General features: G+C 69.0%; 20 protein-coding genes and 3 pseudogenes. 11 read left to right on the forward strand and 12 right to left on the reverse strand.

Going from position 1 to position 17,068, the window contains the following annotated elements; genetic code table 11:
- Nucleotides 1-481 precede the first annotated feature (481 nt).
- Nucleotides 482-952 carry a nuclear transport factor 2 family protein gene (locus ACFYZQ_RS37520; RefSeq protein ID WP_389158124.1) on the forward strand — a complete coding sequence of 157 codons (471 nt, stop codon included), beginning with the start codon at nucleotides 482-484 and terminating at the stop codon, nucleotides 950-952.
- Here the strand turns inward: ACFYZQ_RS37520 and ACFYZQ_RS37525 are convergent.
- Together ACFYZQ_RS37525 and ACFYZQ_RS37530 are read right to left on the reverse strand one after the other, a co-directional pair.
- Complete coding sequence (locus tag ACFYZQ_RS37525) at nucleotides 911-1,354, reverse strand: hypothetical protein (RefSeq protein WP_389158127.1); 444 nt, start codon at nucleotides 1,352-1,354, stop codon at nucleotides 911-913. The genes ACFYZQ_RS37520 and ACFYZQ_RS37525 overlap by 42 nt on opposite strands.
- Before the next feature lie 116 nt (nucleotides 1,355-1,470).
- Nucleotides 1,471-1,879: pseudogene (locus tag ACFYZQ_RS37530) on the reverse strand (ATP-binding protein).
- Here ACFYZQ_RS37530 and ACFYZQ_RS37535 point away from each other — a divergent pair.
- The 4 genes from ACFYZQ_RS37535 to ACFYZQ_RS37550 are packed head-to-tail and all read left to right on the forward strand — an operon-like array spanning nucleotide 1,784 to nucleotide 3,848.
- On the forward strand, nucleotides 1,784-2,059 hold the full coding sequence (locus ACFYZQ_RS37535; RefSeq protein WP_389158130.1) for a hypothetical protein: 276 nt from the start codon (nucleotides 1,784-1,786) through the stop codon (nucleotides 2,057-2,059). The pseudogene ACFYZQ_RS37530 and the gene ACFYZQ_RS37535 overlap by 96 nt on opposite strands.
- Nucleotides 2,060-2,113: 54 nt before the next feature.
- A complete protein-coding gene (locus tag ACFYZQ_RS37540) occupies nucleotides 2,114-2,794 on the forward strand; it encodes a hypothetical protein (RefSeq protein WP_389158132.1) in 681 nt (226 codons plus the stop codon).
- Nucleotides 2,791-3,447 carry a Fic family protein gene (locus ACFYZQ_RS37545; RefSeq protein WP_389158135.1) on the forward strand — a complete coding sequence of 219 codons (657 nt, stop codon included), beginning with the start codon at nucleotides 2,791-2,793 and terminating at the stop codon, nucleotides 3,445-3,447. The genes ACFYZQ_RS37540 and ACFYZQ_RS37545 overlap by 4 nt, the downstream gene beginning before the upstream one ends.
- Complete coding sequence (locus tag ACFYZQ_RS37550; protein WP_389158138.1) at nucleotides 3,444-3,848, forward strand: DUF5958 family protein; 405 nt, start codon at nucleotides 3,444-3,446, stop codon at nucleotides 3,846-3,848. Before ACFYZQ_RS37545 ends, ACFYZQ_RS37550 begins: the two co-directional genes overlap by 4 nt.
- 20 nt (nucleotides 3,849-3,868) lie before the next feature.
- On the opposite strand, the gene ACFYZQ_RS37555 is transcribed toward ACFYZQ_RS37550, so the two are convergent.
- On the reverse strand, nucleotides 3,869-4,612 hold the full coding sequence (locus tag ACFYZQ_RS37555) for a site-specific integrase (RefSeq protein WP_389158141.1): 744 nt from the start codon (nucleotides 4,610-4,612) through the stop codon (nucleotides 3,869-3,871).
- A 22-nt stretch (nucleotides 4,613-4,634) separates the two neighbouring features.
- Between ACFYZQ_RS37555 and ACFYZQ_RS37560 the strand changes: the two are divergent.
- Both ACFYZQ_RS37560 and ACFYZQ_RS37565 read left to right on the forward strand, forming a co-directional pair.
- A pseudogene (locus tag ACFYZQ_RS37560) lies at nucleotides 4,635-4,955 on the forward strand (DNA polymerase III subunit alpha); the annotation flags it as partial.
- Nucleotides 4,952-5,134, forward strand: a complete 183-nt coding sequence (locus ACFYZQ_RS37565; RefSeq protein ID WP_389158144.1) for a hypothetical protein — start codon at nucleotides 4,952-4,954, stop codon at nucleotides 5,132-5,134. The pseudogene ACFYZQ_RS37560 and the gene ACFYZQ_RS37565, both read left to right, overlap by 4 nt.
- Before the next feature lie 260 nt (nucleotides 5,135-5,394).
- Here the strand turns inward: ACFYZQ_RS37565 and ACFYZQ_RS37570 are convergent, their stop codons facing one another.
- From ACFYZQ_RS37570 to ACFYZQ_RS37595, 6 genes are all read right to left on the reverse strand, one after another.
- On the reverse strand, nucleotides 5,395-6,735 hold the full coding sequence (locus ACFYZQ_RS37570) for an NtaA/DmoA family FMN-dependent monooxygenase (protein WP_389158147.1): 1,341 nt from the start codon (nucleotides 6,733-6,735) through the stop codon (nucleotides 5,395-5,397).
- A gap of 97 nt (nucleotides 6,736-6,832) precedes the next feature.
- Entirely contained in the window at nucleotides 6,833-7,531 is a 699-nt protein-coding gene (locus ACFYZQ_RS37575; protein WP_389158150.1) for a nitroreductase, read from the reverse strand.
- 228 nt (nucleotides 7,532-7,759) lie between these two features.
- Entirely contained in the window at nucleotides 7,760-8,497 is a 738-nt protein-coding gene (locus tag ACFYZQ_RS37580) for an NADPH-dependent F420 reductase (RefSeq protein ID WP_389158153.1), read from the reverse strand.
- A gap of 103 nt (nucleotides 8,498-8,600) precedes the next feature.
- Complete coding sequence (locus ACFYZQ_RS37585) at nucleotides 8,601-9,194, reverse strand: TetR/AcrR family transcriptional regulator (protein ID WP_389158156.1); 594 nt, start codon at nucleotides 9,192-9,194, stop codon at nucleotides 8,601-8,603.
- Between the two features lie 248 nt (nucleotides 9,195-9,442).
- On the reverse strand, nucleotides 9,443-10,279 hold the full coding sequence (locus ACFYZQ_RS37590) for a helix-turn-helix transcriptional regulator (protein WP_389158158.1): 837 nt from the start codon (nucleotides 10,277-10,279) through the stop codon (nucleotides 9,443-9,445).
- A 516-nt stretch (nucleotides 10,280-10,795) separates the two neighbouring features.
- Complete coding sequence (locus ACFYZQ_RS37595) at nucleotides 10,796-11,545, reverse strand: SDR family oxidoreductase (RefSeq protein ID WP_389158161.1); 750 nt, start codon at nucleotides 11,543-11,545, stop codon at nucleotides 10,796-10,798.
- Nucleotides 11,546-11,692: 147 nt separating this feature from the next.
- Between ACFYZQ_RS37595 and ACFYZQ_RS37600 the strand changes: the two genes are divergently transcribed.
- Together ACFYZQ_RS37600 and ACFYZQ_RS37605 are read left to right on the forward strand one after the other, a co-directional pair.
- Nucleotides 11,693-12,223 carry a DUF6233 domain-containing protein gene (locus ACFYZQ_RS37600; RefSeq protein ID WP_389158304.1) on the forward strand — a complete coding sequence of 177 codons (531 nt, stop codon included), beginning with the start codon at nucleotides 11,693-11,695 and terminating at the stop codon, nucleotides 12,221-12,223.
- A gap of 47 nt (nucleotides 12,224-12,270) precedes the next feature.
- Nucleotides 12,271-12,663, forward strand: a complete 393-nt coding sequence (locus ACFYZQ_RS37605) for a nuclear transport factor 2 family protein (protein WP_185007536.1) — start codon at nucleotides 12,271-12,273, stop codon at nucleotides 12,661-12,663.
- Here the strand turns inward: ACFYZQ_RS37605 and ACFYZQ_RS37610 are convergent.
- Nucleotides 12,641-13,487: pseudogene (locus ACFYZQ_RS37610) on the reverse strand (IS5 family transposase). The gene ACFYZQ_RS37605 and the pseudogene ACFYZQ_RS37610 sit on opposite strands and share 23 nt — an antisense overlap.
- A 97-nt stretch (nucleotides 13,488-13,584) precedes the next feature.
- Here ACFYZQ_RS37610 and ACFYZQ_RS37615 point away from each other — a divergent pair.
- Together ACFYZQ_RS37615 and ACFYZQ_RS37620 are read left to right on the forward strand one after the other, a co-directional pair.
- The gene (locus ACFYZQ_RS37615) at nucleotides 13,585-14,523 is read left to right on the forward strand and encodes an alpha/beta fold hydrolase (protein WP_389158165.1); all 939 of its coding nucleotides are present in this window, start codon (nucleotides 13,585-13,587) and stop codon (nucleotides 14,521-14,523) included.
- Nucleotides 14,524-14,628: 105 nt separating this feature from the next.
- Complete coding sequence (locus tag ACFYZQ_RS37620; RefSeq protein ID WP_389158168.1) at nucleotides 14,629-15,078, forward strand: hypothetical protein; 450 nt, start codon at nucleotides 14,629-14,631, stop codon at nucleotides 15,076-15,078.
- Between the two features lie 411 nt (nucleotides 15,079-15,489).
- Here the strand turns inward: ACFYZQ_RS37620 and ACFYZQ_RS37625 are convergent, their stop codons facing one another.
- A complete protein-coding gene (locus tag ACFYZQ_RS37625) occupies nucleotides 15,490-16,233 on the reverse strand; it encodes an NADPH-dependent F420 reductase (RefSeq protein WP_185007532.1) in 744 nt (247 codons plus the stop codon).
- 229 nt (nucleotides 16,234-16,462) lie between these two features.
- Entirely contained in the window at nucleotides 16,463-16,699 is a 237-nt protein-coding gene (locus ACFYZQ_RS37630) for a hypothetical protein (RefSeq protein ID WP_286253768.1), read from the reverse strand.
- Between the last annotated feature and the right edge of the window lie 369 nt (nucleotides 16,700-17,068).

A 17,068-nucleotide genomic window follows, 5' to 3' on the forward strand; every position in this document is an offset into this window, starting at 1 on the left:
ACATGCCGCGCTCTCAGAAGCTGGCAGAAGGACTGATCTGTCGCGATCCAACTGCAATGATCCAGATCACACCGGTAGTTCAGAGAAGGCCCGGTCTGCGCGAGCTGCAACACCGACGAGGGCAAGGGCGTGACCTTCTCCGTCGGAAGGGGAGCGTCCAGCACCTGATGGAGTGCAGGGGCTGCCGGGAGGCACGCACCCTGCCGCGCCGCTTCCACCTCGACGTCGTTCTCAATCACTTCGTCAGACGGCACCACCACGACCGTCCTGACGGCCTCCGACGGTCTTGCCTCCCCACAGCCACCGCGGTGCGCGGCAACCGCCTGTACATCACCAACGCCAGCCTCAACGAACACCACGACGCCAAGCTGCAAAGCGGTGTCATCAGCCCGGGAGCGCCGAGCGGGCCGCGCGCGTGAGCCGGTCGGCACAGCACAAAAGCCCCGCCCGTAACCCCGCCAACGCACCGGCAGGAGCCACAATGACCGCATACCCCGACCAAAGCACCCGCGACGAGGTCGTCGCGGCCTTCCGCGCGCAGCTCCAAGCGATGGTCGACGGCAACACCGACGCCCTGGAGGCCCTGCTCGCCTCTGGCTACCACCTCACCCACATCACCGGGTACGAACAGCCAAAGGCCGAGTGGCTGGCACAAATGCGAGCCGGGCAGTTCGCCTACCACCGGGTCGAGGAGGTGGACATGACCGTCGAGGTCGCCGGTCGCCGACTCCATGCCTTGGCGGTCGGCAGCCGGTCAGCAGGTCGAGATGGTCTGCTTGCCGACCACCTCCGTAGGCGCATGAGTTCGGAGCGTATTTCTACTCCAGCAGCTTTTTCCTGGCAGTGTGGACGATCGCGTTATTCCCCAGGGGGAAGTTCACGTAATTCCCCAGGTCCTGGCTTGAGAGGGCTAGGTTGCGCCGGGCAGCCCCAGGGCAACCAGGAGGGCTGAGGAGAGCTCTTCCGCGAACAGGGCCGACCCGGTGAGCGTCTGCCGGATGGCTTCCTCGTCGGGTGTCAGTCCGGCAGCTGCCGACCAGGCGAGTGCGCCGGCCAGGGCAGGTTCGATGGGGAAGTGCTCCAGAGGTATCTCGTAGCTTTTCGCCATCTCGCGGTTGAGCAGGCCCTCCCAGCTGTTGCCGCCCGGCGTGAGGGCCTCGATGAAACCCACGTCGCTGTCGAGGAAGGACACCATCACGGCCGGAGCCCCCGTTCGCTGGACGAGGTTCGCCAGGCTGCGCCGTCCGGCGTCGGCGAAGTCCGTGACCTGCCAGCCCTCCGCCAACGCCTTCGTGTCGTCGATGCCCGTGAACCCGGCTGCCCGCATGAGCTGGTGCAGTTCCCCCGCGGACATAGACCGGGTCGTCAATGTTCCGCCTGAATCTCCCATGGCCCGCAAAGTAGCGGATGCCTCTGACAAGCCAACCCGTGCCGCTGAGACGTCGGCATGGGAAGCCGGAACGGCGGACTCTAGTGCGCCTTGTCGGCCGTGTTCCTGGGCCGCTTGTTCGGGCGGTAGCTGGGCCCGTTCATGATCACCTGGTGGCTGGTATTGATGAGCCGGTCCAGGAGGGACTCGGCGACGACGGGGTTGGGAAAGAGGGGATACCAGTCGCTGGGCGCCCTGTTGCTGGTGATGATCAGCGAGCGTCCCTGCCGCTCGGAGACGAGTTCGTAGAGGTCGTCGGCCTGTGCCGCGGACAGCTGTCTCATGGCGAAGTCGTCGAGGATGAGAACGTCGGCGGACGAGTTCGCGGATCCGTTTCTCCCAGGTGCGGTCCGCGTGGCCGCCGGCGAGGTCGGCGAGGATGCGGCTGGTTTTGGCGAAGCGGACGTGGGCGCCCTGGCGGACGGCGAGGTGGCCGAGGGCCTGGGCGATGTGGGTCTTGCCGACGCCGACGGGGCCGAAGAGGATGACCGACTCGCCGACACGGCGTTGAGCCTGACGTGGGTTCGCTCGCTACGGCTGGGGCTGTTCACGAGTCGGTCTGAGCTGGGTGAATCGCCAGCTCTGAAGATCACTTCCCGTTCGATTGAAGATCGTTTCTCAGTGGTGTGACACCTCCGCTCCGTATTGCGTTGGAGTTCGTGCACGTGAGCACGGCAGAGTGGCGTGGTGAGCGAACTGTGGGCACGCACCCTGACCTGGGCAGAAGTCGATCCGTTGCGACATTCGTTCGAGCTGGACGAGGATGCGGCGGAGGCATTGGCCGGTCTTGTCGCACCCTTGCTGCCCAGCCCTGAGGCCGTCGAAGAGCACCGGTGGCGCTCGCTGGACCCCGTCACCGAGTTCCTGGTGAACCGGTACGGCCGGTGGGCCTGCGGTTGGAACTGGTCGGTGGGTGAGGGCGACACCGACGGCGGGGTCGTCGACGTGTGGTGCTGCGCCCGCCACTCCGTGACGACGGCGGACACGACCGCCCCGATGGCCGTCGCGGCCCTGCTCGAGTGGCGTAATTGGATCGAGGATTTGGCGGAGCGCTTCTCCGCCTTGGCGCCGCCATCGCACTCAGCGGTGCCCCTGTCCTCTGTGGATCCCTGGCATTGGGAGCGCGCGTGCACGCGGCTGGTGACCGTGGTGGCCGACAAGACGCGGGCCGAGAGCGGCTGGTACGGGCACTGCAAGCAGGTCCTCGGATGGTTCCTCGCCTACAACGGCATCGACGAGGAAGAAGCCCGGGAGATCGTGGAAAGCGCAGTCGGCGGCCGATTCGGCAGCTGGATCGCACCGGACGTCGTAGTGGTCGACACGGTGAGTTCGCGGTTCGCCCGGACCGTGGACGGAAACCGATGACGTCCGGCCCCGGCCACCATGGGGACGCGCTCGCCGACTGGCTGCGCATTCGCACACAGATCTCTTGGCCGTGCTGGAGCGGCGCTCGCCCGGGCGTGGGGACACCGGCATACGACGGCTTCCGGGACTTCTTCACAACCACACGCGGCAGCCGCGACGCCGAAGGGACCAAGCAGATCCTGACCGCCCTCGACCTGGCCCTCGCCGACGCGGCACAGGGCAGACGGCTGAGCTTCGACCTCCTGGAGAACTGGCAACGGACAGTCCTGTACCAACCTTCCGCCCCTTTCCGCACAGAGCCGGCCTTCGCGAAGGGCGGGCGGGAACGCTACGGCCTGCCACCCAGCACTCCGGCGTTGTTCGAGAGCTGTTTGTCCGAGAGCACTCAACCGGACCTGCCCCTCCCCTCACGTGCCGCCCGGACCTACCTCGACGTCCTGTTCTTCCATCCGTTCGAAGACGGCAACGCCCGCGCGGCCATGCTGGCACTGGCCTTCGTCCTTGCCCGCGAAGGCGCCCCACTCGACCAGGTACACCCACTGCAAGTCACCCGCTGGGCCGACGACGCCGACGGCGCGGCCGATCTTGCCGTGCTGCTCGGGATCCTGGTCACCGCGGCGGAGCGCCGCCTGTCCAACGGAAGGCAGTCATGACCAAAAGAGACGTCATTCTCAACGAACTCGCCCAGGGACTGCGCTCGATGTCACAGGGCATCGAATGGTTCGACGGTCTCAGCCCGGAGGAGCAGTCCGAGACGTTGCTGTTCCTCCGCCATCACTGCGTCCAAGCTCGCGCCGCCATCGAGGATGGACCGGAGAGCATCCGCCGTGCCGGACTGCGCCTGACGCATACACCCGCGGTGCTGATCACACGCGGCCGGATCGACCAGCAGCTGGGAAAGATCGCCAGCCTTTCCCCTCTCGACGAGCGCCGCAAGGCGTTCCGGCTGCTGATCGCGGTGCTCGCGATCGCCGATGCACGGCGGCGCGAGCGTTACTGCTCCGACGGATGCGGTCACTGGTGGCACAGGCTGTGCGCCGTGAATCCCACCTGACTGATCAGAGCGGGCGGACCTCACGAGGCGATGGGGTCATTCTTCTTCTCCGGGTGTGCCGACACGCCGAAGAGCTCCATCAGCCGGACAGGGTCGGCGCTGTGGCGTGCCTCGTCGACGATTCGGTCCACGCGTAGGCGGCCCGCGGGCAGGCCGACTCGCTGGAAGAGCAACTGCACCACGCCGGCGCTGATGGGCGGGCCGGAGTCGTCGGCGGCGGTGTTGCGGGTGACGAAGAGGTGGGGTTTGGAGCTGTCGGGCCAGCGCCGGTGGCGCTGGAGTTCCCACGCTGTGGCCAGACACAAGGTGAAGGCGTCGAGGTAGATGACGTGGTCCATGCGTCCCGGCCGACGCAGGCGCAGCTGGCCCTTGCTGCGGTCGAGGTCGGTTCGCCGGAGGTGGGCGAGCTGTCCGGGGAGGAGGGCGTAGATGGCGACGAGGGCGACCATGAGGCGGTCGCGGGGGACGTCGAGGCGGTCGAGAAGGCCGGCGATGCGGTCGGAGGGCAGAGCGGTCGGCACGATTCGGCTGCTGGTTAGCGAGATACTGCGGTCCGGATCGTGCCGGTAGGCGTAGGGGTAGATCTTGTTCTTGTCGAAGGGCAGCATCGTGGTGGCCCGGTGGCCGTCTTCGACGATCACGGTGGGGACCAGGACGTCCGGCAGGCCCTTGACCCAAGCTCGGTGCTTCGCCGACACCCACTCGTCGGTCGTCGCCTTCGTGCCGTCCAGCAGCTCGGCCTGCCCGGAGACGAGATTGGCCACCGGGCCGCGCCCCGGGCACGTCGCGCACACCGTGTTCCACTCCGGGCTGCTGCTGGTACGCGGCCAGGTGGAGGCCCGAGGCCCGCGCCGCACCGTCGAGATGGCCTGGGACCTGGACGAGGTGGCCGCCACCCGCCGCGACCACGGCCCCCAGGCCGCCCTCGACCTCCTCGGCCGCACCAGCCCGGCCCGCACCCCGGCCCAGACGGCCACCCCGCAGCGCACGCTCGCCGACGGCACCGCCGGAGCCCGCCTGCACCCATACGCCGACCTGCTGCCGACCGGCACCCGCTCGGCGGACCTGCGTCGGCTCGGGCACCGGAGTCAGGGAAGCGCCGGGTGATCACCGTGGGCCGTCACATCCTCCACCTGCGCTTCGACCTCCCGGCCGAACCGGACGCCGAACTCCCCGAACGGCTGCGCCGCCTGCTCGAAGGCATCACGCCCCGCGTGCAGATGATCGAGCCGGACATGGCCGTCCTCGACCTCACCGGTGCGCTCCCGTACTGGAAACTTCTCTAGGGGTCGGAGAGTGGTGCGACGTGCTGAGGACGCGAACATGCAGCTCAACAGCTCTGCCGGAAGGTTAGTTGGCGCCACAGGTGTTGCACCATCACCTGGGTGGGTGACAGGCGGGCCCGGGTGTACGTCAGTTGCTGTCCGTGAGGATCGTGAAGACCCGGTTGAGGCCGACGAGGACTGCGCAAGCGGGTGGCGACACCGCTCACCTGCCCTGCATGTCCCGTTCAGGTTGCGTCGAGGAATGGGCTGCGTGGTGGTGGTCATGCCCGGACCGGCTTCGTGAGGCGCGGGTCGAGGCCATACTGCTCGTGGGCCCCGAGGTTCTCGCGCAGGGTGGGGCCTTCGTAATCGTCGTGGAACAGGCCGCGTTCCTGCAGGATTGGGACGACCCGGTCGACGAAGGCGTCAAAGCCGTCGTGGTAGCTGTCGACGGCGATCGAGAAGCCGTCGCAGGCCCCTGCCTCGAACCACTGCTGCATGTGGTCGGCCACGTCGGCGGCGGTGCCGGCCACGACCGGGTGGTAGTCAATGACGCCGTGGGCGAGCACGTCACGCAGCGTCCAGCCTTCCCGGGCCACTTCGAGGGCGCGGGCGGAGCGCGGGTCGTGCGGGCTGGGCATGGCGTCGGCGAGCTGGTCCGCGGTCAGCGGCTCGTCGAGCCGGGCAGGGCCGAGCGGGAGGCCGATCATGGCGCCGAGGTAGCGGACGCGTTGGTGCAGGTCGACGACCTCGTCCAGGAAGCGGCGCCGCTGAAGCGCGGCCTGGCGGGAGGGGGCGATGGTCGGCATGAAGCCGGCGAGCATCTTCACCTCGTCCGGGTCGCGTCCTGCGCGCGTGGCGGCGTCCCGCAGGGCCTGGCGCTGGGCCCGGGCGTCCTCGATGGTGTACGGGTTGGCGTAGACGCCGCTGGCGTAACGGCCCGCCAGTTCCAGGCCGTAACTGCCGCCGCCCGCCTGGAAGATGACCGGCTGGCCCTGCTCGGACGGGGGGATGGGCAGCGGGCCGCGGGAGGCGGCGTGCTTGCCCTGCAGGTTGACCGGCTGGATCTTGTCCATGTCGGCGAACCGCTTGCCGTCGACGTCGAGCAGCCAGGCGTCCTTCTCCCAGCTGCCCCACAGCCCCTGCACGATCTGGATGACCTCGTGGGCACGCTCGTACTTCTCCGCGCGCGGCGGGATCGTCGCGCCGAAGTTCGCCGCGGCGGCGGGGTCGGAGGTGGTCACCGCGTTCCAGCCGGCCCGGCCGTGGCTGATCACGTCCAGGGCCTTGAACTGGCGGGCCAGATTGTAGGGCTCGGTGAACGTGGTGGAGGCGGTGGTGACCAGGCCGATCCGCTCGGTCTCGCGCGCGAGGACGGTCAGGATCAGCAGCGGGTCGATCATGTGGTGCGGGGCATGGTGGTCGAGGTCGACGTCCAGGACCGGGGTGTCCGCGATGAACAGCAGCTGGATCTTGCCGCGCTCGGCGGCCTGCGCGTAACGCACGAACTGGTCCATGTCGGTGTAGCTGTTCAGGTTGGCACCCGGCAGCCGCCAGGCCCCGGGTGCGGCCCCGTATCCACCGCTGAACTGCATGCCCAGGATCATCTGTCGGCTTGTCATGGTTACTCCTCGGGCGAGGCGATGAGAAACGGAGAATGTCTCCGACGCGGGCGCCGGGCCCCGGCCCGGCGCCGGATGGTTCCGGCGGGCGGAGGAACTACTGCCTGCCGAGGACTCCCGGGGTGTCATGCAGGACCACGCTCCGCTGCAGCGGAACCCGCTCTGTGCGATGCGTGTTCACCGGTGCCGTCGGGTCAGCAATGCCGAAGGAGATGCCGAACAGCAGCTTGAGCTCCGCCGGGACGCTCAGGAACTCGCGGACGGTGTCGGCGTAGACGCCGAGTACGGTCTGCGGGATGCCGGCCAGCCCCCGGGCCGCCAGCGAGAGCAGGAAGTTCTGCGCGTACATGCCGATGTCGCCGGCCGTCCGTACCCCGTCGCCGAGCGCCGGCATGAACAGGAACGCGGCATGGGGAGCCCCGTAGAAATCCAGGTTCTCGCGGACCGCCGCCCTTCTGCCGTCCCGGTCCGAGCGCTCGACGCCCCGGGCCCGGTAGACACTCGCGCCCAGGGCCTGCGAGCGCTGGAGGTAGAGGCCGTCGCCGTAGCCGTCGGTGAAATCCGGGGAGGTCCGCCCGTCCTCCTCGGCCCGGAGCAGCTCTTTGGCCAGGGCGTCTCGCGCCGCGCCCGAGACGACGTGCACCGTCCACGGCTGGGTGTTGCTGTTCGAGGGGGCGGTCTGTGCGTCTTCCAGCACACCGCGGATGTCCGCAGGGGACAGGGCGGTGGGCAGGAACCGCCGGGGGGAGCGGCGGGAGCGTGCGATGTCGGTGAAGGGTGATGCGGTGCCGCGCAAGGCGGTTCCTCTCCGGGGCGCGCAGTCATCTGCCATGTTGCGCTGCGCGGAGGCCGCCGCGGCTGCGGACGCACCCTGCGGGTGCCGGCAGGCTTGCGGCTGCTCGCAGGCAGCGGCGTGCCGAAGCTGCAGTCCGCAGCGCGGGGGACTGTGCGCTCTTCGTGTTCGGTCTTCGTTCGTGGAGTGCCGGCGCTGTCCGTTGCCTGCACGAGTGCCGCGTCGGGTGCCTCAGCGGTGGGCGGCGCGGTTCATCTCGACGACGTCGTCGACGGTGGGATTGGCACCGAGGGCGGCGATGCGTTCCGGGAGGCTGTCGCGGATGGCTGCGTCCTTGGCGCGGTCGGCCGCGGCCAGGGCCGCCGGCAGCTCGTCGAGGGTCAACTCGGTGCAGTAGGCGGGGCTGTTCGGCTGCTGGCGCCAGGAGTCGGCCAGCGTACCGGCGTCGTAGGGGTCGAAGCCGGTGTCGTCCACCAGGCTCATGGCCACCTTCCGCGCCTCTTCGGAGTCACCGGCGACGGGGATGGCGAGGCGGCCGGGCGTTCCGGCCGGGACGCCCTTGGTCCGCTGGGTTTCGGCCAGCGCGGCGTTCCACGCCTTGACCACGGGGCGGCCGAGCAGCTCGGCGGTGTAGACGCTCTCGACCTGGCCGTTGTCCACCGCCTCGATCGGCTCGCTGAGCATGCCGGGGTAGTAGTTCGAGGTGTCGATGACGACCGTCTCGTCGGGCACCGACGCGAACAGGTCCGCCAGCCGGCCCGCCACCCCGAACGGGATCGACAGGACGATGACATCCCTGCCCTGGACGGCGTCGGCGAGGTCCGCCGCGCGGGCCCCGGACTCCAGTACCTCCGCCCGGACGGCTTCGGCGCCGCGGGCGTCGGCCACCTGGACGTCGTGACCGGCCGCGCTGAGCTTGGCAGCGAGGTTCCCACCGATGGCGCCGGCGCCTATGACAGTAATTTTCATGATTTGTTCCTTAGGAGGTTGTGCCGCCCCTGGGGGCAGCGCGATGTGATGGTGGGGTGGTGGTGCCGCCTGGCGTTGCGGGGCGGAGCGGGCGCCCGGCGATTTACGCCTGGGTGTCCTGCTGGCGGTAGCCGCTCGCGATGAGCGTGCGGAGCCGGTCGAGTGACTCCTCCTCGGTGCCGGTGCCCTTGATCCAGGCAACGGAACAGGCCGCGAGAAACAGGTCGTGCCCCCGCACCGACGCGCGCACGCGCCCCGCGACCTGCGCGGCTCGCACGTATTGATCGGTGGCGGAGATGAGGATGTCGCAGGGAATCGTGAGCGGGTTGTCCGGCTCCTGTGCCCGGGCCGCGGCCATGAGCGGGTCCGGCAGCCCGCTGAAGGCGCTGAAGTACTCCTCCATCGCCCGCAGCCACTGCTCCAGCGCCTCGGCGGGGTCGCCGAGTTGCTCGATGTCCGCCTGGCGGGCCACGAGTTCCTCGGAGCGGGTCTGCAGCACGGCCGCCAGCAGCGCCTCCCGGGTCGGGAAGTGCCGGTACAGGGTGGCGGGTCCGACGCCCGCCTCCTTGGCCACCGCCTCGAGGGAGGTGCCGACCCCGTGCTGCAGGAAGTGACGCTGCGCGGTCTCCAGGAGGGCCGCGCGGTTGCGCTGGACGTCCGCGCGGGGCTTGCGTCCGCGCTGTTCGCCGGCGCTCATGCGCCCTCCTGTCTGCCGTGATCCTGCGGCCGCATCAAAACGGATGCTGCCTCCGTACTCGGTCGAGAGTAAAACGGAGGCAGCGTCCGGTCAAATCCGCGGCCTGAGCGCGGAGCCCGGACAACGCCGGGGGCCGACATATTTGGCCGTAGAGCGCGGGGCGAAAGCCGTACGGGCTGCACCATTCCAGGGTGCCCTTGTCCGCCCCCCAGCCGCGCCGAGCCCGGCCCGGTCCCCGGTCCAGGACGTCAGGGGGTGAGCTGCTGGTGTCCGATGACGGAGAGCAGTTCGAGTTTGCTGTGGCTCTCCGTGCCGGGGCGGGTGGTCAGCACCACCAGGGTCTGGGCGCGGTTCTCGGTGTACAGGAGCTGGGCGTCGACGTCGATGCGGCCGAGTTCGGGATGGAGAAGGGTGTTGCAGTCGCCGTAGCGGGCGACTTCCTGAAGTTCCCACATGCGGACGAACTCGGGGCTGTGTTCCTGGAGTTCGGCGAGGATCCGGGCGGCTCGGGGGGTGTCGCTGCCGGCGGTCAGTGCGGCCCGCAGGCGTGCTGCCTGGGCGCGGCCGTGGCTTTCGTGGGTCTCCTCGGGATACACCAGTCGCTCGGCGGGGTCCATGAACCAGCGGTAGTAGCCGCTACTGGCCAGACCGGTGTGGCGGGTCTGGTCGCCGAGCAGCGCGATGGCCAAGGGGTTCATCGCAAGAGTGTCGGACAGGTCGGTCGTTACCAGGGCCGGGGAGTCGTCCAGGCGGTCCAGGACCCGCATCAGGGTCGGGCTGACATGCTCGGAGCGGTGAAAGCGGGCCGGAGCGTTGTGGCCGATGAGCGCGAAGAGATGGTCGCATTCGTCCAGCGTCAGCCGCAATGCCCGGGCGAGAGCCGCGGTGATCTGCACGGAGGGCTGCGGAGCACGCTGCTGTTCCAGCCGGGCGTAGTAGTCGGTGGACATGCCGGCGAGCTGCGCGACCTCCTCACGTCGCAGCCCCTGCGTACGCCTGCGCGGCCCCTCGACCAGCCCGACATCGCGGGGCCGCAGCGCCTCACGCCGGTGGCGCAGGAATTCCGCCAGTTCCTTCTTGTCCATGCCGTCCATCCTGGCCGTATCCCGCCTGGCTATCCAGAGACCGCCGATCCATGGCTGAGCCACTCCTCTCCCACCCGCGCGAAGCCGCTCGTACGGCCGACGCCGAGGGCGCTCGCAGCGAGACGACCCGATGATCACCTGACCTGCGTGACCCGCTGGGAAATTCACCGATGGTCGGCGGTACGCCGCAGGTCGTCGGCATGGAAGGCGGCCTGCGGCGACGGTCTCCGTCGAGGACGCCTGACGCTGGTCGGGCCCCGGGCCCCCTGCCTCGTCGCCCGGCCCGGCCGACACGACGGGGTTCGCCGTGTCAGCCGGGCGCTCGCGTGCCCCTCGGCGCTCAGGACGGATCCCGTCGCCTCCGGTGCGACGACCGGGGCGAAGCCGAAGGCGCTTCCTTACCGTTCCGCGTCTTCGGTGAGGGCCTCCCCGAGGCGGGTCCTGCTCGCGTTCGTCCATGAGGTGGCCCAACAGGACCCGTCCGCGTGCTGTTGTTCCGCGTCTGCCACAGGTCGGTCAGCTGCCGCTGATCATGGTGAGGACGTCGTTGTAGGAGCCGTTGGCCTGCGCATCGCGGAGGAACCTGGCGCGCTCGCCGGCCAGTTCCTTCGCGTCGGGCTTTTCGCGCAGCAGGTCGAGGGTCTCGGTGAGGAAGTCGTCCAGCGGCATGGATTGTTCGTTGTCCTCCTGACCCATCAGGGTCGTGCGCACAGCCGGCGGGATGACCTCGATCACCTGGACGCCGGCGTCGGCACCGGCGAGCTGGATGCGGAGACTCTCGGAGAAGGAGTGCAGCGCGGCCTTGGTCGCGCTGTAGGTCGGGGTGAACGGGAGCGGTACGAACGCCAGCGCGGAGGTGACGTTCACGACGACCGCGTTGGCCTTGCCCACCAGGAGGGGCAGGAAGGCGTATGTCATCCGGATCGTGCCGAGCAGATTGGTCGCGATCTGATCCTCGGCGGCCTGGAGTCCGGCCGGGTCGAGGACGCTCTCCAGCAGCTGAATGCCGGCGTTGTTGACGAGGACGTTCAGCCCCGGGTGGCTCGCCGCCACGGTCTCACGGGCCCGGGCGATCGAGTCGGGGTCCGCGACATCGAGGACGAGGGCGTCGATGCCGGGGTGCTCGGCCGTGATCTCGTCGAGGAGTTCCTTGCGCCGGCCGGCGACGATCACCTTGTTGCCTGCCTCGTGCAGACGCAGGGCCAGACCGAGGCCGATGCCCGAGGTTCCGCCGGTGATCAGGATCGTGTTGCCGGTCATCTTCATGGGGGTCTTGCTCCTTCGGTACGGCGGGCCGGTGAGCGCCCGCAGCCTCGACCGTAGGAGCGGCCGCGCAGCGGCGGGAGAGGACGGTTCATCCATGGATCGGCGGTCTCTGCCTCGTGAAGCGCACGCCGGCCGTCGGGCTGGGGCCTGCAGAAGCTGGACGGCGGCTACGGTCCCGGCCGAGGCGTCGTCCATGCCGTCGACTGCGAGGAGGCACCCGCCGGGGCGCCGCTGCCGACCCTGGACCAGACGCTGGACGCCGCGAAGCATCCCGGTACCCGGCTGTGCTCCCTGTTGCAGCCCATGCTCGACGTCCCGTACGAGCTGGTTGAGCACGTCTCGTGGCTCATCCACGCCCGATCGCGCGTTACTACAGCGCCTGCGCCACCGTCCGCACCCCTTACTACGGCCACCGTGAACTTCCGGAGCACTACCAGCAGTACAACCGCGACCACGCCCGTCTCCGCGCTCCAGGCGAACACGCCTTCGCCCGCCCCAAGTCCTGGCGACTCGACGGTGGCCGGCTGGGGAGGATCGTCGGTCCATGGATATGTGATCCTCTCCCGCCCTCGCCGATACACCCCCATAGTCGAGACTGCCGGGCGCGCCCGGCCCCTGCGGCGAAGGAGAGTATCGCCGAGGTCAACGGCGCCTACGACCAGGTGCTGGCCCTGCTGAGCGGCGCCAAGGCCTGATCCAGCAACGCACAAAATGGAGAGCCGAACGTGAAACCCACGAATGAAGACACCGTCGAAATCAGCAGGGTCGTGGCGCTGTGGGCGCACATCATGGACGACCACGAACTGGACCGTCTCGGCGAATGCCTCACCGAAGACGCGGTGTGGGACGGCAGCGTCTTCGGCGGTGACCCGGTCGTCGGGCTGGACGCGATCGCGGCCTTCATGAACGCCCCCGGACACGCGAAGGCCCACCACACGACGAACATCGTCGTGTCGGAAGGCCCGGGCGACGAGGTGCGGGCCCGATCCAAAGGACTGAGCCTGCTGGAGGGCGGCGATGTCGCCAGCGTCGTATACGCCGACGACCTGCGACGCACCGATGACGGCTGGCGCATTTCCCGGCGGGCCATCCATCTCACCTGGCCACGTCGCTTCTAGGGGTGCTTGCAAAAGCCGGGTGCTTGCGGGCGAGTGTCATGCAATGGGCGAGTTGCAGTAAGGCATCGTGCATGTCCTCGCGTGCTCCCACCGGATCCACAGGCGGCGAGGGCCAGGGAGCCAGGCGTTGGCGGACTCGGCGTCCCAGCGGACCTTGCCCGGACCCGAGCCGTGCGGCCGGCTCCGTCGAGCGATCTCCGGTGTGATGCCACGCTCGCGCAGTCGGCGGCGATAGAGGTCGTAGTCCTGGCCGCGGTCGGCATACAGCATCCTGGGTTTGCGCCGGGGGCGGCCCCGCTTGCCCGCACCGGCCCAAGGCTGTCGATCAGCGTCAGAAGCCCGGTGACATCGTGGCGGTGACCGCCGGTCAGAGACACCCGCAGCGGAGTGCCGCGGGCATCGGTCAGCACGTGATGCTTCGAACCCGGCCGCCCGCGGTCAACCGGGCTCGGACCGACTTTCGGGCTGCTTCGTCCCCGCTTGGCCTGCACATGAGAGGCGTCGACGGTGGCGCGGGAGAAGTCGAGACGGTCCGCCGCCCGCAACCCGTCCAGCAGCACCCGCTGGAGCTCCTCCCACACCCCTGCCTCCTGCCACTCGGCCAGCCGCCGCCAGCAGGCAGGACCCGAACCGAACCCCAACTCCTGGGGCAGGAACTCTCACTGGACACCTGTGTACAGGACGAACAACACACCCTGGAGCGTCCTGCGGTCATCGCTCCGCTTACACCCCCGGTATCGGAACCGCCGCTCATGCTTCGGCAACAGCGGCTCGATCACCACCCACAACCCGTCACTGACCTCCCACGGCTTCCGCCGCGCCATGGTCACACCCCACAGAAAACACGGGATTACGTACATCGCCGCCGTAGCACAACACGATCTTTCTGCACGGACCCCTAAAAAAGGACGTAACACCGCCATGAACGCTTTCACCACCGCCGTAGCCGTCGGGTCGGAGGAGCCGCTCAGCCCCGGCTACGACGCGGCGACCAAGGACGACGCCGAGTTCAACAAGTACTTCCGGCACGGCTTCATCACCATCGACGACGTGCAGATGCACTACGTCATCGGCGGCGACGGCCCGCAGGTCATGGTGCTGCTGCACGGCTGGCCGCAGAGCTGGTACGAGTACCGCCCGATCATGCCCTCACTGCTGCCCGGCCGCACCGTCATCGCCATCGACCTGCCGGGCATGGGCGACTCGACCGGAAACCCGCCCTCCATGACCAAGACGGTCCTGGCCACGTACGTCCACAAGCTGCTCAACCACCTGGGCCACCACGAGAACTTACAGGTCGTCGGCCACGACTTCGGCCTCAACGTCGCCTACCCACTGGCCGCCCAGCACCGCGACCAGGTGGCGGGCCTGTTCCTCATGGACGGCGGCCTCGTCGGCAAGAACCTGAGGTTCGCCACCCTCGCATCGGTATCTTGGCACTTCTCCTTCTTCTTGCAGAATCCGCTCGCCGAGGAACTGGTAACCGGCCGGGTCGAAACCTTCCTCACCCACTTCTTCCAGAGTGTGAAGACCGCCGGCGAGAACGTCTCCGACGACGAACTCGCCGAGTTCGTCCGGGTGTTCTCCCGCCCCCAGGTCCTGCACGCCGGCTTCGAGCTCTACCGGACCCTGACCCAGGACGAGGCCGACAACACCACACTCCAGGACACCCCGCTGACCATCCCGGTCCACATGATCACCCAGGCCGCCCTCGCCGACGTGTTCCTGCCGCCCATCCATGACGCCGCCCCCCACGCCACCTCCGCCGTCGTCCCCGGCGCCGGACACTTCCTCGCCCACGAAGCACCCGACCGCGTCCTGGCCGAGATCAACGCCTTCTACCCCACCTCCACCCCCTGACCAAAAAGCACCACACGACCACATGACGTCCAAACCATCCGATGCCAGAACTCGCGCGGTCCCTGAACGGCGACCTCGAGCGCCGGCACACCGAGGCCAACATAAATGGCGCCTGACGACGTCTCAGCCAGATCACACCTGCCGGCATCCGCGGACGAGTGGATCCGCACCCCGGTCGGGGAACACGTCGAGGTGCAGTCCGCGAGCGGTGGGACGGGCGTGGCGACCGCGCTCGTCGGCGGCGCACCGATCCTGCCGGTCCGACCCGGCGAGCTGTCCGGTCCGTCCCTGGGAGTCACGCTGGAGGCGTGGGGTCCGGCGGGCGGGCCGGTCCGTGGGCAGACCGCCGAGCTGGTGATCAGCCGACCGATGCCGTCCATGCCGCTGCACTTCTGGAACGACGCAGGTGGCAGCCGTCACAACGACTCCTACTTCCCCGCCTGCCCGGGACTGCGGCGGCACTACGACCGGGTCACCATGACCCAGCGCGGCACGGTGATCGTGAACAGCCGTCCGGACTCCACCCTGAACCGCCCGGGGGTTCGGATCGGATGAGGAGCGCGGGAGGGCGGCGGTGTCGCCAGCGTCGTCCACGCCGACGACCTGCGACGCACCGATGCCGGCTTCCAGTGAGGTGTCTGTTGCCTGGCGTCACCACCTGTGGCAGTTGACTGGCTTTCAGGAGAGCAGAAGGCCGGTACGCGCGGTTCGCCGACGAGCCCTCCATTCAGGAGCCGGAGGGGTTCTCCGGCTGGACGTGGTGGCCTTGGAACAGACCCGGGCCAAGCGCCGGTCTCACAACCGGCTGGGCCGCGGTGCAGTGGGGCACTGTACGGATGCCGGCACCTTCTTGTCGGCGCCGGCCGACGTGCCGCCGGGGGTGGCGGGGTTCGTCGCGGAGCAGTTGGAGACAGGGGCGAGACACGAGGGCCTCTCACGGGTCACCGCGTCGGCCCCCGTACCTCCTCACATGGAAATTGCGCGGTTCAGGCGGACAAGGTATTCCGCGTCCGGTTGCACGCCGGCCCCGAAGCGTTCCCGGATCACGGCGAGCCCGAGGTCACGCCGCTTCGGTGATCGCGCCGCGTCGGCCGTCGCCAGTGCGTCCGGCAGCTCTTGACGGGTGAGATCCGTGCAGTAGGCGGGTGTGCCGGGTTGCTGCCGCCACGATTCCGCGAGCGGCCCCGCATCAAAGGCGTCGAACCCGGTGTCCTCCACGAGTGCCATGGCCAGGTCACGCTCGCGCGGACTGTCGGCCGCGACGGGGAGCGAGATGCGGTCCGCACTTCCCACCGGCTTGTTCCTGTGCGCGAACGACTCGGCTCCGATCGAGTTCCACGCCTTGACGATGGGCCGGCCCAGCAGCTTTGCAACCCACACGCTCTCGGCCTGGCCGGCCTCGATCGCCGCGATTCCGTTGTCCCGATGCGGGAAGTAGTTCGACGTGTCGATGACCACCGTGTCAGCCGGAACCTTGGCGATCAGTGGTGCGACCTGCGAAATGCGGGCGAAGGGAATCGAGAGGACCACGGCGTCGACGTCCGCTACAGCTTCCGCCGCTGTCACCGCTCGTCCGCCCGAGGCCAGTACGTCCGCCTCGATCGTCTCCGGGCCGCGCGAATTGGCCGCCTTCACCTCGTGCCCGGCCGCGCTCAACCGCCTGGTCAACGTCTTGCCGATGTTCCCGGTGCCGAGAATGCCGATCTTCATGGTGAAACTCCTTGTCCGGAACGGAACCCCGGTTTCGGTGACCGGGGTTCCCGGGCTTGGTCCCTGCGGCGCGACCGGGGCTGCGGCCGATCGCGGACGCGGTGGTGTCAGTGGGTGATGGCGACCTTGCCGAAGTGAGCGCCGCTCTTCGTGCTCGTCGTGTGTGTTCGTGGTGTGCCGGCATTGCCGCCCTCGTGCCGTCGCGTCCGCGAGAGTCGCGTCGGGCGACTCAGCGGTGGGCGGCGCGGTTCATCTCGACGACGTCATCGACGGTGGGGTTGGCCGGGAGGGCGGCGAAGCGTTCCGGGAGGCTGTCGCGGATGGCCGCGCCCTTGCCGCGGTCGGCCGCGGGAAGCTCGTCGAGGGGCAGTTCGGTGCAGTAGGCGGGGCTGTTCGGCTGCTGGCGCCAGGAGTCGGCCAGCATACCGGCGTCGTAGCCGGTGTCGTCCACGAGCCGCATGGCCACACGCCGCGCCCCTCAAAGTCGCCGGTGACGGAGCTGGCGAGGCTGCCGGGCGTCCCGGCCGGAACGCCCCGGATGCGCTCAGGAGGGCAGCGCGGTTGCGCTGGACGACCGCGCGGGGCTTACGTCCCCGCTGTTCACCGGCGCTCATGCACCCTCCTGCCTGCCGTGATCCTGCGGCCGCATCAAAACGGATGCCGCCTCCGCCTATCTGCGAGAGTAAAACGGAGGCTGCATCCGGTCAAACCGGCGGCCCGACCACGGAGTCCGGACAGCCCAGGGGCCCACCTGTCTCGCCGCAGCGCGCAGGACAAGAGCCGTGCGGAAGTGGGTGCGCGGGGTGCCGCGCCGCCGGACCCGACGACTTCCGGC

It is taken from the genome of Streptomyces sp. NPDC001843 (assembly GCF_042891955.1).
Taxonomy (GTDB): Bacteria; Actinomycetota; Actinomycetes; order Streptomycetales; family Streptomycetaceae; genus Streptomyces.